This window comes from Acinetobacter sp. IK40, assembly GCF_035615075.1.
In the GTDB taxonomy this organism is placed as follows: Bacteria; Pseudomonadota; Gammaproteobacteria; order Pseudomonadales; family Moraxellaceae; genus Acinetobacter; species Acinetobacter courvalinii.
Genome location: NZ_JANBOE010000006.1, coordinates 295,415 through 311,997, shown reverse-complemented (window position 1 = coordinate 311,997; position 16,583 = coordinate 295,415). Strand labels below are relative to the sequence as shown.

General features: G+C 39.9%; 15 protein-coding genes and 2 tRNA genes. 4 read left to right on the top strand and 13 right to left on the bottom strand.

Annotated elements, in window-relative coordinates; translation table 11 throughout:
- Positions 1–23: 23 nt before the first annotated feature.
- On the bottom strand, positions 24–1,076 hold the full coding sequence (locus MSG93_RS12940) for a hypothetical protein (protein WP_324622106.1): 1,053 nt from the start codon (positions 1,074–1,076) through the stop codon (positions 24–26).
- A 216-nt stretch (positions 1,077–1,292) separates the two neighbouring features.
- Positions 1,293–1,466 (bottom strand): helix-turn-helix transcriptional regulator, encoded by a 174-nt coding sequence (locus MSG93_RS12935; protein ID WP_228127864.1) that lies wholly within the window; start codon positions 1,464–1,466, stop codon positions 1,293–1,295.
- Positions 1,467–1,615: 149 nt separating this feature from the next.
- Between MSG93_RS12935 and MSG93_RS12930 the strand changes: the two genes are divergently transcribed.
- Positions 1,616–2,965 carry a hypothetical protein gene (locus tag MSG93_RS12930; RefSeq protein ID WP_004801557.1) on the top strand — a complete coding sequence of 450 codons (1,350 nt, stop codon included), beginning with the start codon at positions 1,616–1,618 and terminating at the stop codon, positions 2,963–2,965.
- 445 nt (positions 2,966–3,410) lie between these two features.
- On the opposite strand, the gene MSG93_RS12925 is transcribed toward MSG93_RS12930, so the two are convergent.
- The 3 genes from MSG93_RS12925 to MSG93_RS12915 all read right to left on the bottom strand — a co-directional run bounded on the left by MSG93_RS12925 (position 3,411) and on the right by MSG93_RS12915 (position 6,745).
- A tRNA-Ser gene (locus MSG93_RS12925) sits at positions 3,411–3,500 on the bottom strand.
- A gap of 85 nt (positions 3,501–3,585) precedes the next feature.
- On the bottom strand, positions 3,586–5,616 hold the full coding sequence (locus MSG93_RS12920) for an NADPH-dependent 2,4-dienoyl-CoA reductase (RefSeq protein WP_262763792.1): 2,031 nt from the start codon (positions 5,614–5,616) through the stop codon (positions 3,586–3,588).
- 211 nt (positions 5,617–5,827) lie between these two features.
- Positions 5,828–6,745, bottom strand: coding sequence for a DMT family transporter (locus MSG93_RS12915; RefSeq protein WP_324622105.1), 918 nt, complete (start codon positions 6,743–6,745; stop codon positions 5,828–5,830).
- 168 nt (positions 6,746–6,913) lie between these two features.
- Between MSG93_RS12915 and MSG93_RS12910 the strand changes: the two genes are divergently transcribed.
- Positions 6,914–7,765, top strand: a complete 852-nt coding sequence (locus MSG93_RS12910) for a LysR family transcriptional regulator (RefSeq protein WP_324622104.1) — start codon at positions 6,914–6,916, stop codon at positions 7,763–7,765.
- A gap of 20 nt (positions 7,766–7,785) precedes the next feature.
- Here the strand turns inward: MSG93_RS12910 and MSG93_RS12905 are convergent, their stop codons facing one another.
- Positions 7,786–8,133, bottom strand: a complete 348-nt coding sequence (locus tag MSG93_RS12905) for a hypothetical protein (protein WP_324622103.1) — start codon at positions 8,131–8,133, stop codon at positions 7,786–7,788.
- Positions 8,134–8,352: 219 nt separating this feature from the next.
- On the opposite strand from MSG93_RS12905, the gene argG reads away from it, so the two are divergent.
- Both argG and MSG93_RS12895 read left to right on the top strand, forming a co-directional pair.
- The gene (gene argG / locus MSG93_RS12900) at positions 8,353–9,696 is read left to right on the top strand and encodes an argininosuccinate synthase (protein ID WP_005231277.1); all 1,344 of its coding nucleotides are present in this window, start codon (positions 8,353–8,355) and stop codon (positions 9,694–9,696) included.
- 187 nt (positions 9,697–9,883) lie between these two features.
- Complete coding sequence (locus MSG93_RS12895; protein ID WP_032866728.1) at positions 9,884–10,567, top strand: pirin family protein; 684 nt, start codon at positions 9,884–9,886, stop codon at positions 10,565–10,567.
- A 43-nt stretch (positions 10,568–10,610) separates the two neighbouring features.
- Here MSG93_RS12895 and MSG93_RS12890 read toward each other — a convergent pair whose 3' ends face one another.
- The 7 genes from MSG93_RS12890 to MSG93_RS12860 form a co-directional block, all read right to left on the bottom strand.
- Entirely contained in the window at positions 10,611–10,844 is a 234-nt protein-coding gene (locus MSG93_RS12890; RefSeq protein ID WP_262474129.1) for a hypothetical protein, read from the bottom strand.
- Between the two features lie 378 nt (positions 10,845–11,222).
- Positions 11,223–11,840 (bottom strand): thiol:disulfide interchange protein DsbA/DsbL, encoded by a 618-nt coding sequence (locus MSG93_RS12885; protein ID WP_324622102.1) that lies wholly within the window; start codon positions 11,838–11,840, stop codon positions 11,223–11,225.
- Positions 11,841–12,206: 366 nt separating this feature from the next.
- A tRNA-Val gene (locus MSG93_RS12880) sits at positions 12,207–12,283 on the bottom strand.
- Between the two features lie 35 nt (positions 12,284–12,318).
- Positions 12,319–14,307, bottom strand: a complete 1,989-nt coding sequence (locus MSG93_RS12875) for a DUF3488 and transglutaminase-like domain-containing protein (protein WP_324622101.1) — start codon at positions 14,305–14,307, stop codon at positions 12,319–12,321.
- A gap of 2 nt (positions 14,308–14,309) precedes the next feature.
- A complete protein-coding gene (locus MSG93_RS12870) occupies positions 14,310–15,227 on the bottom strand; it encodes a DUF58 domain-containing protein (protein WP_324622100.1) in 918 nt (305 codons plus the stop codon).
- A 13-nt stretch (positions 15,228–15,240) separates the two neighbouring features.
- Positions 15,241–16,200, bottom strand: a complete 960-nt coding sequence (locus MSG93_RS12865) for an AAA family ATPase (RefSeq protein WP_262754139.1) — start codon at positions 16,198–16,200, stop codon at positions 15,241–15,243.
- 78 nt (positions 16,201–16,278) lie between these two features.
- Positions 16,279–16,581: a YbdD/YjiX family protein gene (locus MSG93_RS12860; RefSeq protein ID WP_005287242.1), complete on the bottom strand. Its 303-nt coding sequence runs from the start codon at positions 16,579–16,581 to the stop codon at positions 16,279–16,281.
- Positions 16,582–16,583: the final 2 nt, after the last annotated feature.

Genomic DNA, 16,583 nt, shown 5'->3' with positions numbered 1-16,583 from the left:
CAATCAATTTTATTGCTTCAACTTTAAATTCTGCGGTGTAAGTCTTCTGTTTCTTGCTCATGGTAAACTCCTGATGAGTGTCTATAGTTTACCAAGTTAAAACCTCCTGTTTTCTCAGCACACATCAAACAGTGGTAGTGATAGCCCGTTTTTTCGGCAAATTCCAATTTCCATAGATAGCCCAATATACGTAAATTTGAAGTACGCTTTAAATAACGAAGGCATGTGATTAAATCTGCTTTGACTTGGGCAAGTTCAGGGTTTTGTGTTTTTCCATAACGAAAATCGACACGAGCAATGACAATTCTCGAATGTTTAGCCAGTATCGTATCTACACATTCTGTAGCGACCTTTTGCTGATATTGGGAACGTTCCCTTCGTTTTTTCTGTTGGTATTTGAATTCCTTTTCTTGAGTTAGCAAATACAAACGTTCAATGAATAGATTAATTAATTCTGCATAACAAATTGAAGTTATTGTTCCATCAGTATTTCTTAGCTGAATAATATCATTGGGGTAATGTAGATAAAAATCAGCATGAAAATAACCCTTTAGAATTTCGTTATACGCTTGCATAACAATCTTATGATGCTCACAATCATAATGCTCTAGAGGATCAAACCCTTGGATGAGTATTTGCTTTAATAATTCAATGAATTTTTTATCAATAGGCTCATACCATCCATGATACAGAGTGCCTTTGATCTTACGATAAGCCTGCACATAGTTGTGTTTTAAGATTTGTTTTACTAATTCAATTTCTGAGAATATTTTCTCAGCTTCAGGATTTGATCGAATTTCATATTGGTTATATTCAGTGTTGAAATCTAATAAGTAATCCAATGCCAATGAGCTTGAATGCTGATCGTCTGCTGCATTGAAGCATTCTTCATACATTGAATTGAGTAAAGACTGTTGCTCTTCCAATGGTGCTGTAATCTGAATGGGCTGATTAGATGAATCAGTATCAGTTATTTCAGTCTGCTGATTTAGAAAGTGTTCAGGTACTTGTGTTAAGTATTCATGTGCTAAAGCAGGTGTTTGATTATTACTCATAAGATAGGATGATTGATTCATAATAATGAACTTCTCTGTACGTAATTACACCTAACAATTTGTTAATTAAGTCAATTTATATAATAATTAATATTATTAGATATACTGATCATATAAGTAACACAAATGGTCAGGCGTAAAAATCACTGTAATCCCATGACCTCGAAATCAAGGAATTACAGTGTTATAAGGGTTAATAGGGTATGTGAGAGTTGTAAAGATATCTTGCTAATCTGGTTAGCTTTTTTTTGAATTGATCCAATCAATTATGTCCTGCTCTAACCAACCAACGGCTGATAGTCCCAATCTAATCGGACGAGGAAAAGACGAATCATATCTCTTGGATTTCGGGTTCATTTTGTCATACAGACTTGATTTACTTAAACAGACTAATTCTGTTACTCCTTTCATTCTAAGAATCTGATTTTTTTTGGTTTCTGAGGTTTGCATTGTTTACTCCGATTTAAACCTGATGTGGATGTCTTCGGATATAAATATGCTCTAGAATCCTCAGAAACATCAGCAAAACAAGATTCACAATTGTTAAGTAGCGTATTTAAATGAGTAATCCCGTCTTCGATCATGAAATTTACAGAATAGCTCACCCTGTAATGCAAAAATTAGTAAAGCAAGCTGTAAAAGCAAGAGAGTTTCAAGCAACTTTCCCAAATCTGTATAACGAGTTAATACGTATTAGGGATGTAATATTGAGGCAACTGGTCAACCTGCTAACTGAAAAATATAAAGAAAGAAAGTCACTACCTATTGAGCAAATCAAGATTGAAGTAGAGATAATTGTCTTTGGCAGACAGTTACTCAACCATGTAATGGGATATTGTCAAACAAGGCAATTAGTGGATGAAGATATATTTTTGTTAAACCATTTACTTCAACCAGATGAACTAACATCAATATTTGAAGAACTTTATTGCATATTTTGGGAAAACATCAAAAGTTATGAAGAATGGACACAATTCCCCAATTTTTCGACAAACCTCAAACGTATTTTGAACGAAAAGTATTTCTTACCTGACTTGTTACCATTCTGGGATATTAAATCTCTATTTTTGGATTATCTTAAAATTTATATTGAATATCATAATTTTAAGAATAGCAAAGATATAAAAGGCACAAATATAACTCAAGTCCCTTCATATCACGAAGTTAGGAATGCAATTAAAGGATTGAAAATTTATGGTACACCACTACAGAAGTCCACAAAATCATTTATTGGATGCTCTCCGTTAGATGCCAATTTGCCACCTTCAAAGTTCATAAATCTTCATCTAAATCTAGAAGAGGATGTTAGCAATCTGCCTGTGCTTTTAAGTAAATTTATACATGAATTTATGGCTACAAGATTAGATAATCAGAGAAATGGGACAGATGCCCAGCCTATTATTGACAATAAGGTTTCTGAAAAAATTCATAGCTTGAGCATCATTTTAGATGATTGTGCAAATTCACTTGAAGTACTCAAAAGAGCTGATGCAATTCTTACTGCGCTAATCAGCCTGATTTACTACGATAAAATTTTTGAAACAAAGATCAACAAGGGTAACATCCAGCAGTTTGAATCAGCGAATTATTCTAAATTTATGCTAAGTGAAATTCACGGCTCTGCAAACCAAACTATAATTGAGAATGCTATCAATCAAGATCGTCGCAACTCAATCAATCATACAGGCATGGATTATTTTTCCGATTTGTTCCAAACGCTTTATGAATTACTTGAAAATGATAAAGATATAAAAACCATAAAGCCTAAAAAAGCAACAATATTTATCACTTGTGGTATGAGGGACATACTTTATGAACATACATTTAGTAAAGCAAGTCTAAGTAAAGGTCTAAATGATATGGTGAAAAATTTATCACCAGAAAATTTATATGAGATCATCAATCTGTAAGGATGCAGACAACTTAACAGTCCGTATGATATACCAGTATCATCAAATTTATGGGTTTAACATCACTTACAAGCATCTAAAGAATATGGGTAGATTTATTTTTTTACAGTCTGCCCATAATTATGAATCGATAAAATCTCATAAACAGAATGTATAAGATCAAGAAAACTCATCCAAGATGAAAGTAAAGATAAGCAACAGTAAAAAACCAAATACAACAGACCATTCAAGCATAAGACCAAAGTGGATATTTGCAAAATTCCCCACCTTAAAATCAGTTTGGAATTCTACTAGAAATTTTCTTTCAACTAATATGATGTCCAAATAAGTAAAAAGATGTCTCTTTAGATATCACCTAATCCAATGTTTGATGAGGGGTAGGTTGAGGGGTAAAATCATAGATAAAAAACAAGCCCTTGTAAAAACAAGGGCTTATTTAAATATTTGGCGGAAGCGGTGAGATTCGAACTCACGGAGGACTCACACCCTCGTCGGTTTTCAAGACCGGTGCATTAAACCGCTCTGCCACGCTTCCATGTGCGTAAGAATACAAAGCTTGTCCTGTTTATACAAGAGAAATTTAACTGCAATGTAATCAAATGCATATTGTTTCATCAATTTTACAGTTTAGCGGCTAATTCAGCACCATCTCGGATTGCTCGCTTTGCATCGAGCTCCGCAGCAAGCTTGGCTCCGCCAATAATATGATAGTTTGCCAAAGTACTTTCACCTTCTTTTGGCATTAAATCCTTGACCGATTCTTGTCCGGCACAGACCACAATGGTATCTACACGCAACAATTGATCATGTCCATTATGTTCAACCCATAAGCCTTCATCGGTCACTGCCTTATACTGCACACCACGTAACATACGCACAGCATGTTTTTTCAGTTGCGCACGATGCACCCAACCTGAAGTTTTACCCAGACCGATTCCGAGTGGTGTCGTTTTACGTTGCAATAAATAAATCTGACGCACAGGAACGTCTATTTCTGGACGCTGCATGCCCCCTTCAGAAATATAATCCGGGTTTGGGTCAACCCCCCATTCACGTTGCCACTCTGCCAAAGGTTGCGGCTGAGGCTGATGAGGCGGCTTTAATAGAAACTCTGATACATCAAAGCCAATCCCGCCTGCACCGATTACCGCAACTTTATGTCCGACCTCAGCACCACGCAAAACCTCAGCATAAGACAAGACCTGCGGTGCGGTGCTGCCTTGTATTTTTAACGCACGTGGCACCACCCCTGTTGCTACCACCACCTCATCAAAGCCTTCTCGCTCTAATTGTTCGCGACTGATCCGCGTATTTAAACGTACATCGACACCGGTCTGTTTCAATTGCACTTTAAAATAACGAATGGTTTCATGGAACTCTTCTTTACCAGGCACCACTTTGGCCAGATTAAACTGCCCACCAACATCATCATTGGCTTCAAATAAGGTCACGGCATGACCACGACTTGCAGCTACTGTTGCGGCAGACATTCCTGCCACACCACCACCGACCACGGCGATACGTTTTGGTTTTTTAGTTTTGATATAGACCAGTTCAGTTTCAAAACAGGCTTGCGGATTGACCAGACATGTGACCCGTTGATTTTTAAAAGCATGGTCTAAACAGGCTTGGTTACAAGCAATACAGGTGTTAATTTCATCAACACGATTGGTGGCTGTTTTATTGACCCAATATGGATCTGCCAAAAATGGACGTGCCATCTGCACCATATCCGCCTTACCTGAAGCAATGATTTCTTCAGCAACATCCGGCATATTGATACGATTCGATGCAATCACCGGAACAGAAACATGCTGCTTCACGGCTGCGGTATAGTCGACAAATGCTGCACGCGGTACAGAGGTTACAATGGTGGGCACACGGGCTTCATGCCAGCCAATCCCGGTATTGAGCAAAGTAATGCCTGCTTTTTCCAATGCTTTGGCGACCACAATCACTTCTTGCATGGTATTGCCATCATGTACCAGATCCAGCAAAGACAGACGGAAAGCAATAATAAATTTTTCACCGACTTTGGCACGAATGGCCTTGACGATTTCGACCGGGAAACGCATACGGTTTTCAATATCGCCGCCCCAGCGATCGGTGCGTTTATTCACATGGCTGCTCAGGAACTGGTTAATTAAATAACCTTCTGAACCCATGATTTCTACGCCATCATAGCCGGCTTTTTTAGCCAGACTGGCACAACGGGCATAATCATCAATGGTGGCCAAAATCTGTGAATCAGACATCTGACGCGGCTTAAACGGATTAATGGGCGCCTGGATGGGAGAAGAAGACACCGAAAAAGGATGATAACCATAACGCCCAGAATGCAAAATCTGCATCAGAATCTTGGCACCATGTTTATGTACCGCATGCGTGACCAGACGATGATGCGGAATATCTGCCAGACTATTCATGGTACCGCCTGCAGGCAATAACCAGCCTTGACGGTTTGGAGAAATCCCCCCCGTGATAATTAAGCCAACACCACCCTTTGCACGCTCACCGAAATAAGCTGCAAGTTTAGGATAATTAAAAAAACGATCTTCTAAACCTGAATGCATTGAGCCCATTACGACACGGTTTTTAATGGTAGTAAAACCCAAATGTAATGGTTTTAAGATATTTGCATAGCTAGTCATGGTATTCCTTCTTTAATTTTGGCTTTGCAACTTGTTGCATAGTACTTTAATACTTTTTTATTGATTTGGGATGACTATAGCGCGAATTTTAATGGTTGAAAGTGTCAATTTAACGTGATGACTGGAAACTAATCTTCATTATCGACCGATAAAAAAAGCAGCCATTTCACTGACTGCTTTTTTACGCCAACATTTTAAAATGGCACATCGCTTAAGGCTGTTGATTGCATGAATAAGCCAAACGACTTTTGGTTTTTTTCACTTTGAGTGAACTCATCACAATCACCAGACAAATGAAGACCGCACCGATTAAGATATTCAGGGTTAAAGGTTCATGCCAAATTAAAGAACCAAAAAATAGACTCAGAATTGGAATACACATGATTGAGATCGAAGCAACAAAAGTATCCACCTGACTGACGATCCAGTTCCATAATGCAAATGCAAATCCGGTTCCAACCACTGCAATATAAAATAAGGCAGATTCATTTAAAGGGTTGAGCCAAACCTGAACATTTACAGATTCAAAAACCAAAGCACCAACAAAAATAACAGCGCCACCTAATAACAGCTGCCAAATAGTCAACTTGATTTTGTCATAGCTGGCAAAATTCTTTTTAATAAACACCGTTGATAAGGCCCAAAAGAAGCCAGAACCAATTAACAAGATTTGCCCGAGCAATGAGGTATTCATATGGATATGCTGCAGTTGTGGCCAAAGAATGGCGATCAGCCCCAATGTTCCTAAAACCAGCCCTATGCTCTTTTGGTTATTCAAACGTTCATTTAAAAAATAATGTGCTAGCACCCCAATAAAAATTGGCATGGTAAAGACTAGCACTGCCGATAATCCTGAATCCACAAATTGCATCGCAAAAGTTTGCGTTGCATAGAAACCTAGACAAATCAGCAAGCTTAAAATCATCAATGGCTTCCACTCTGACGGTTTTGGCAGAATCGGTTTCTTCAACATTCGCTGTATGATCATTAAAGTCAGTGCTGCCAGAATCAAACGTGTAGAAATAAACAGGAATGGTGGAAAGACTTGCAAACTGTGTTTAACCAAGCCCCATAAAGAACCCCAGACTAGACATAACAACGCGATTGCGCTTACGACTCGAATATTCACGTGTTGTACTCAACCCTTGGAAAGTCATGTTAGTGTATAAAATAAATGACATCATGAATAATGCTATGTTTTAATAGATCCATCATTTTTTTTGATGCCTATTTAGCACACTCTCCTTTTTGATTTTTATCTTTGGAATGGATGAGCTGGCACGATTGAGGAATTGCCGTGAATATTGATATTAATGATATCCGTTCTTTTGTGACGGTGGCCGAGCTGAAAAGTATTACGGCGGCGGCACATAAGCTCAATTATTTACAATCCAATATGACTGCAAAAATCAAGAAGATTGAAAATCATTACAAACGCCAGTTATTTATCCGTAGACCCAAAGGCGTTGAACTGACTGAATCAGGTATGAATTTGTATACCCAATATAAGAAGATGATGTTCACTTGGGAGGAAACCGAAAATAAAATCTATCAACAAGAAAGCGTACTGCGTTTCGGGACCAATACCAGTCTCGGCGGCATGCGTTTTTACCCGTCTTTTAGCAAATTATATGAGGCTTATCCTGACCTCTCGATTACCATGAAAACGGGTTCTACGGGCTATATTGAAGATGAAATTCTCGCGGGCAATCTGGATATGGCCTATGCACTAGGTCATCCAAAACAAAAGAACCTGCAATATATTCAAAAGGCGGATGATCAACTGGTGATTATTGGCAAAAATATGATTAACCACGACAGTCTTGAAGAGTGTCTGAATCATCAAAATATCTTGCTGGCCTCTGAACAATGCTGCTATGCCACAACTCTGGATAGCATCTATAGCGACTACAATCTCAAAAAGGGTGAACTCACCCATATTTATGATCATGAAGCTTTAATTCACTTTACCCAGTTGGGTATGGGCATTTCCATGATTGCCAAGTCATTGATTGAGAAATACAAGATTCAATATTATCGGGAAACGCCTGAACAGTATCGGGATATCGGTCTTTATCTGATTGCACGTCATGACCATGTATTTACCCCGATTGAAAAGCAATTTATTGGCTTAAATGATTCACTCTGAACTAATTTGAAAATAAAGATTTAACTTTTTTGCAGTTTAGTGGGTAATTTCAAAGTTGAATCTTTTTCCCATTTAAATATAGAGAAAAATAACATGACAACTGCTACAATCGTTCCTAAGGGGAACATATTTAGCATAAAGACCGTCATTAAGATTGAACCAATACGACTACTTGTACTTCCCGTCCTAACACTTTTTGCACATAGAAAATGAACAACAATCAAGGCTATACGCCCCAACAGACCACCAATAAAATATTTAGGCATATGCATAAACAAGTTATAAATCGCATAGACGAGATCTGAAATTAAGATAAACGCTACAATGCGATGTAATGTGGAGAGAATCTGATTGTTCGTTTCTAGCATTTTATTCTTTCACCCTGTTTAGAATCTTAATAAAAACTTTATGTTTATCGTAAAACTTTATATTTTTCTGATGTTAATCTATTTTTCAAATGAAAAAAAAAGAATTCCTTTCCTAACAGAAAAAAAATCGATTTGAAAAGTGATATAGTACGGAACGTATAAATTCTCTTTGGTCACCGAAGTATTAGGGTGCCTATTTCGAAATAGTTAGGACTAGCAATGACTGATAATGCAACGATCTTGCAGCATGTACCAGTAGGTAAAAAAGTAGGGATTGCCTTCTCTGGTGGTTTAGACACTTCAGCAGCTTTATTATGGATGAAACAGAAAGGCGCAGAGCCTTATGCATACACTGCAAATCTGGGTCAACCTGATGAAGATGACTATGATGCTATTCCAAAGAAAGCTGAACAGTACGGCGCAGTCAAAGCTCGATTAATCGATTGTCGTTTACAACTTGCGCTTGAAGGTATTGCAGCGATTCAATGTGGTGCATTCCATATCAGCACGGGTGGTGTTCCTTATTTCAATACCACACCTTTAGGTCGTGCAGTGACAGGTACCATGCTGGTCACTGCAATGAAAGAAGATGACGTCAATATCTGGGGTGACGGCTCGACTTATAAAGGTAACGATATTGAGCGTTTCTATCGTTATGGTTTATTGACCAACCCTGCCCTTAAAATCTATAAACCGTGGTTAGACCAACAGTTTATTGATGAGTTAGGTGGCCGTGCCGAAATGTCGCAATTCTTAATCGACAACGGCTTTGACTATAAAATGTCAAAAGAAAAAGCCTATTCAACTGACTCGAATATGTTGGGCGCAACACATGAAGCCAAAGATTTAGAATACCTGAATGCCGGTATTAAAATCGTAGATCCGATCATGGGCGTGGCATTCTGGAAAGACGAGGTTGAAATCCAGCCAGAACAAGTGAGCATTACTTTTGAAGAAGGTATGCCGGTTGCACTGAATGGCCAACGCATCGAAGATCCGGTTGAATTTATTTTAGAAGCAAACCGTATCGGTGGCCGTCATGGTTTAGGTATGTCTGACCAGATCGAAAACCGTATTATCGAAGCAAAATCTCGCGGTATTTATGAAGCACCGGGCATGGCATTGTTACACATTGCTTATGAACGTCTAGTTACTGGTATTCATAACGAAGATACGATTGAACAATACCGTATCAACGGTTTACGTTTAGGTCGTTTACTTTACCAAGGTCGCTGGTTCGACTCACAAGCATTAATGCTTCGTGAAACTGCGCAACGTTGGGTTGCGAAAGCGATTACCGGTACTGTAACACTTGAATTACGTCGTGGTAATGATTATACCATCATGAACACTGAATCTCCGAACCTCACTTATGAAGCTGAGCGTTTGACTATGGAGAAAGGTGATTCGATGTTTACACCGATGGATCGTATCGGTCAGTTAACCATGCGTAACCTCGATATCACAGATACACGTGCAAAACTGGGTATCTACACAGAAACTGGTCTACTTTCTGTAGGTCAAGGCTCTGCAATTCCACAATTGGAAAACAAATCAAAATAAGCATTTGATACATTGGTATCAAACCTTAAAAGGCTGAATCTTGTATTCGGCCTTTTTTATGCCCTTACAATAAGCAACCCCATCATCTCAATTATAGAACAACACGTCGCAATAAAAGACTATTTATCCCTATTATGAATCGATAATATAAGCATCAAGCAGAACATAATAATTTGGGAGATGAAAGATGAATGCTTATCTACATCGTAGTGAAAATCGTGGTCATGTTAAAGCAGGCTGGTTAGACACCTATCATAGTTTTTCATTTGGTAGCTGGTATAACCCGAAATACATGGGTGTCAGTGCCCTGCGCGTCATTAATGACGATACCGTGGCTGCACACAATGGTTTTGGTACTCACCCGCATGACAATATGGAAATCCTGACCTGTGTACTGGATGGCACCATTTCCCATAAAGACAGCATGGGCAATGAAGGCCAGATCAATGCAGGTGAATGGCAATTGATGAGTGCGGGTACAGGCGTCACTCACAGTGAAATGAACAAGCATGATAAAGCGGTGCATCTGTTACAAATCTGGATTCAACCGAATGTACAAGATGCGGAACCCACCTATCAGCAAATTCAGCTCAATCCGAAAGATCATCCAAACCAATGGCACTTGATCGCAGGTGATGAATCTGCACCAATGCTGATCCGTCAAAATGCTGAAGTAAAAACCGCGGTCATTGAAAAGGATCAACATCTAGACGTTACAGCACGGAAAAAAGTGAACTATGTGCATGTGATTTCAGGTGAAGTGATGATTGCAGATCATTTAGTCAAAGCTGGTGATGCCTTGCTATTTGATGAAACAGCAACCATTACTGCGCTGCAAGACAGTCAGATGATCTGGTTTGACCTACCTTAAGTCCCGCTTTAACTCGTACTCCTCCCTCGGGGGTACGAGCTTTTTAATCGCTACTTCCCCCACCATCACAACTCCCCGAATCCGAGCTGGTACTGTCGCTTATGCTACAGTGATCGGTATGTCTGGAAGCATGATGTTGAGATGAGTCATTGATATAAGGCGTTGGCGAATACGAATCACTAGAGTCAGATGAAACTTGTCTAGCGCTGGTTTTCTTTACCCAGAGTATCAATAAAACCAAGCCAATCACAACCAGTACAATAATAAATAACAGCATTAGAAATCTTGAGTGCCCTGCAAATCTTTAGAAACGACTATATCCTGAGTCTAGAATTTAAAAAAGATAGACATTAAAAAAGCCCGATTAACGGGCTTTTCTACAACCTTGAACATTTTTAAAAACAATCTAGATTGTTTCGTTCGTTGTTAGCTGTGTATTCAGGTCATCATATCTTTTTGCATTTAGGCAAGATTTCTCTTAAATCCCAAATAGTATATGACTTCCTTATTGTTTAAATTAGCACCAATTATGAATGGGGTCAAGTGCCCTGTTAATGCTAAAAAGCTATACCCAATACAGCATGGCTGTGCCGAAGCAAACTATCTAAACAATGTATTGAACTCAAAAATAATGTCATCATAAAAAAATTAAACATTATTGGTTTTTACGTTCTTTATTCACCAGATAATCCACCACTTGCACAACCTTTTCATCACCGCCCTGAACAATATATTTACCATTTACCACGACCGCAGGAACGCCTGTGAGTTGGTATTTACGCGCCAATTGATTGGATTCGGCAATTTTTGCTGTAATTGCAAAAGAATCAAACATGCTATTAAACTTTTGCTCAGGTACGCCGTATTGGGTAAAAAATTTAGCAAAAGCTTCCTTTTGCAAAACTCTTTGATTGCCAGAAAAATTGGCATGGAATAATGGTAAATGTGTACGCTTACGAACGCCTAATGCTTCACTGACATAATAGGCACGTGCACCCTGCTCCCATATAGGTGTCATTGCTGCCGGCGTACGAAGAAAATACACATCTTTTGGAATCTTCTTCAGCCAGCTTTGCATATGCGGTTCTAATTTAAAGCAATAGGTACAGCCATACCAAAAAAATTCCCGTACCTCGATTTTATCTGGAACAGACGTTTTTTCTGGATTTTGTACAACCGTATAATCTTTTCCTGCAACAAAATCTGCTGCCATTGTCTGGGTAGAAAGTACTGCAACCATTGCAGTAAGGCCGGTTAAAATAAATTTTTTCATTAACTTCACTAAGCTCATAACGCCTTTTATCGCGCCCGAGAATTTATAAGTAATACCATTCCAAAACCTCATCGTAAAACACTGTTTATGTCCTTAAACAGTCGATATCAGACTACGATGGGCATAGTTTACTCGAGAAATGCCCTACAAAAAGTAGGTCTTATAAATTATCGATTAAAATCAACAATTAAAAACAAAAATGCAACAGCTTAATAGATCTATTATTCATATTCATGTTGTTACGTCTTGTTTTATCAGTTAGTCTCATCCGCATTTTTTAAAGCTATAAAAAAAGCCCTGAATCATTTTGACTAAGGGCTTTGGAGTTCATGTAACTTTATGAAAAGTTATATGACTTTAATATCTTGGTAGGTATATCCAGACTCGAACTGGAGACCTCTACGATGTCAACGTAGCGCTCTAACCAACTGAGCTATACACCTAGAATGAGAAGCATAATATTCATTTTTTTGTCGCTTCACAAGTTTTTTTGCGACTGTTTGATGACAATCGCACAGTCTTTAAGCAACTGCTTAAATTCTTGGATATTGAGCTGGTCGTTTTGCTCTAAAAATACGATTTTTTGATATAACACAGTTACTTGTTCGAATGGCGTCTGCTCCTCAACCAACACAGCGATACGTTGTATCCAGCTATGAAAGGTTTCCGCTGGATATTTATGCAAATGCTGGGGTAATTGTTTTTCAAATTGAATAATCAAGCGTTGATATTGTTCTTGCTTGCCTCGTTGTCCCCACCAGTACCAGCTACCGTAGATCAACAAAATACTGCCAATACCAACCACTAAAATAATCACATAGCCATAGCTTGAATCCAGACCTAATTGGGATAACCAGTTTTTCTGCTTTTCTGCATCATAACCGACCACTTTGCTTTGCCATTGATAGCTGAGATAGTCACTCCAGATGCGCATATTTTTGAGGAATTTAAACTGCTGTAAACGCCAAGCCTGCGTTTGTCCTTCACCCCAGACATTTTGGTCTTGCGCCAAATAATCTTGCATACCGGTATCAATTCGTTGTGGTGCAATCATGGCGGTAGGATCAACTCTTTGCCATTTCCCACCCAGATAAACTTCACTCCATGCATGTGCATCCAGCTGGCGGACTTCCCAACTTTGTCCGTCTGGTGCCCATTGTCCACCTTGATAGCCTGTCACTACGCGCGCGGGAATGCCCACATAACGCATCATCATCACAAAGCTCGAGGCATAATGCTCACAAAAACCTTTGCGACTAGAAAACAGGAATTGATCAATCCGGTCGCCACTCAAAGTGCCCGGCATTAATGTATAGCTAAAGCCATTTTTTCTATACCAGGACAGCACCGATTGTAGGTATTTTTCAGGTTGTCTCTGGTTCTGTTCAAATAACGCCTGCGCCAATTGTTGTGCTTTTCTATCTCGCCCCTGCTCAAATCGAGTATTCAGTTCAAGTTGACGCGATGATAAGTAGACTGGCACCGCTGCTGTTTGTCCTAACCAAAGCAGGTGTATCGGTTGATTGCGTTTAACCAGTTTGGAAGGACGAATACTATCGTCTTGATACAACTGTAAATAACGCTCTTGGGGAATCGAATATTCCAGTCCCATAATCCAGTTGGCCTGCTCATCGGCAGGTAAATATTGATAGCTCACACGGCGTGTGGAGACAGGAATGCGCTTGAGCTGCTGATTATCAAAACTACTGCTCCAGGTGCTGCCATCATATTGGTCCAGAACCAGTGCTCGCCAGTATAGCTCTGGCCGACCGGGCAAATCATACATCGGTGCGATGACACGGAAAGCCAAAGCAGAAGATTGAGATAGTTGTGCAATATCCCCCGGTGACATCCGGTCACTAATGCCTGTGGTCGCGTGGTTCTGTTGAATCGGAATCGCCCACAACGGTGGTAACCGCGGAAAGAACATAAACAGCAATATAAAGAATGGTGTGGCAATCCCGACAAACTTCAGGATTTGTCTTATATCTTGTTTTAACTGATTTCTGGTCTGATTCTTCTGTTTAAATAAATCAGTTTGAAGCCGATAGAGGCCCATGAGACACATCAGCAATGCCCCAAACACGATCATTGCCATCCAGAATGCCTGGCTGTATAACAGTAAGCTAGCACTGACAAATAGGGCAAAGTTAAAGACAATCAGTAAATCGCGGGTATTTTTGGACTCCAGACTCTTGGCAAATAAACAGGTGGTTAGAAATGCAACCCCCGCCTCTACGCCGAGTAAGCTTTGGTACTGAATATAAATCAACGCAACCGACACTAAGGTAAATGCCACCAAAAGCAGTTTAGGCATTGGCGTAATTTTTTGTTTGTGATAGCGCCATATCAAAGTTAGCCAGACAATGCCCCACAACCCGCTCAGTGTGACTGGAATAAAGCTCACTTGACCAATCAGGATCAATCCTAAAGCAGCTAAAATACAAAAATAGATGGCTTTGGACATATTTAAGCCTGCGCAAGTAAAAGTCTGGCTTTGATTAATTGGCTTTGGCCTTGTCCACTTTCCAGTCTGGCGTGGGGCAAAATCACAGCATAGTCATTCCCTGATTGTTCACATTGTTCAATCAACCCCATCATCAAGCTTAGCTTCTGTTCATGGCCCAGCGCTGGAATGAGCTGATAATCGATATCCAAGTGTTGATGCCTGGTCTGCGCTTCAAACATCTTGATTAAAAAACCCTGCCCACGTGCAACCTGTTTCCATGCTACATTCTGATAAGAATCCCCATGCTGGAAAGTTCTGAGCTCTTTAAATTCATCCAGACTGTCCTGCGCCGGAGTCGGCTGAAGTTTATGTTCTTTTTGCCAGTCAGTGGCCTTTGGTGCGATCCAGACCTCTTGTTGTGGATATAGATAGGTCCATGCACGCACCAATCCTAAAGGATAGGTCGCATAAATTTTCAAGGCATCCAGTTCATATCTACCACGCTGTTCCGGTAATACGGCTAGTTCCAGACTTTGCTGAGTCTGGTCCAGATATAGGAAATGTTCTTGTTCTTGCCAATTTAGACGCAAATACCGAACTGTTTGAGTGGATTGTTTTAATAAAATTTTCAAGATCAGCGGCTGATCTACTTGCCCCACCTCTGCAGCGACCAGTTCAATCTGCAAACCATGCAACTGCTTAAAGGTCAGATAAAAGCTGATACAAAGAATGGCACTGATTAAGAAGCAAAAACCGAGAATCAGGTTATTGGCATAGTTAATGCCTGCAATAAATGTAATGACAATCAGCACCAGATATAAAAAACCTTGCTTATAAATAAACACCAGTACATCTTTCTGCAATAAGATTTTGCTGCCTTCGACCTGAAAGCGCTTTGCAATCCATTGTTGTAGCTGCTGCTTGAGTCCATTTTGCATAGGTCAATCTCAACTATAAGACATCAACTGATTGCAAAATCTGTCCAACCTCAACATCACTCAGACTTAAGCGATGTGCGACCACTGCAATAAATACAGCTTGTACATCGTCTGTCATTACAAAACCACGCCCCTCAACCAAGGCATAGGCTTGTGCCGCAGCCTTCAACGCCAATACCCCACGTGTGGACAGCCCATGACGTAACTTCCGTGTTTCAGCAGCCAGATCCAGAATATAATTCAGTACCGCCTCGCTGAGAAAAACCTGCTTTGCCAGCTCCCGTAAATGTAAAATATCAGCTTGATTAAAAACGGCATCCAGTTGATGGATCAATACCTGTCGTGAACGCTGTTGTAATAACAATTTTTCCGCTTGTCGAGAAGGATAGCCCAGTGATAAACGCATCAAGAAACGGTCGAGTTGTGATTCAGGTAATGCATAGGTGCCACTTTGAAATAACGGATTTTGTGTGGCGAGGACCCAGAACGGTTGCGGCAATTCATAATGCACACCATCGACGGTGACCGCCCCTTCTTCCATTGCTTCCAGTAGTGCACTTTGAGTTTTGGGACTACAGCGATTAATTTCATCGGCCAACAAAATCTGGGTAAAAACTGGACCCTGCTTAAATTCAAACAGATGTTCTTTCTGGTTAAAGATATTGATGCCAATCACATCACTGGCCAGCATATCGTTGGTGAACTGAATGCGCTGAAAATGTAATCCTGCCAGACGCGCCAAAGCACTGGCCAATGTGGTTTTCCCTAGCCCAGGTAAATCTTCGAATAACACATGACCACCCGCCAGCAAGCAGGTCAGCGCCAATCTGGTTTGTTGCGGTTTATCTAAAATCAGTTGGTTTACTTCAAATAAGAATTGCTCAATCTTCTGGGCAAAGCTTTGAATATCTTGTTCTAATGCCTGATTCTGCTTGGTTTTCTCTTGAGCTGATGACTTTTCCATGCCCCACATTATTCTATCCCCCAAAATAAAACAGTGTATGTTCAACATACACTGTTTTGGTTTTTTTTCAAAGAAATCAAATAATTTCTAGCAAGGACACTTCTTCATATTGCCACCCGCCGAAGGATAACGTGCATCGATACAATGACGATAAAAAGTCTTGGCATCCATCGGGGTTAAATCTGGATGATGTGCTTTCATATGCGCTATATAAGTTTCATAATCAGGCACACCGACCATCAACCGGAAACTCTGCTGCAAACGTTGCCATAAAACAGCGATACGTGACCAATTCTTCGGTGATAACAGTAAGTGCTTTTGCGACATGATGGTGAATTTAATAATCTTCACGATCACTGCACTGCCTTGCCGGGCAATTTTAAAATCCATCG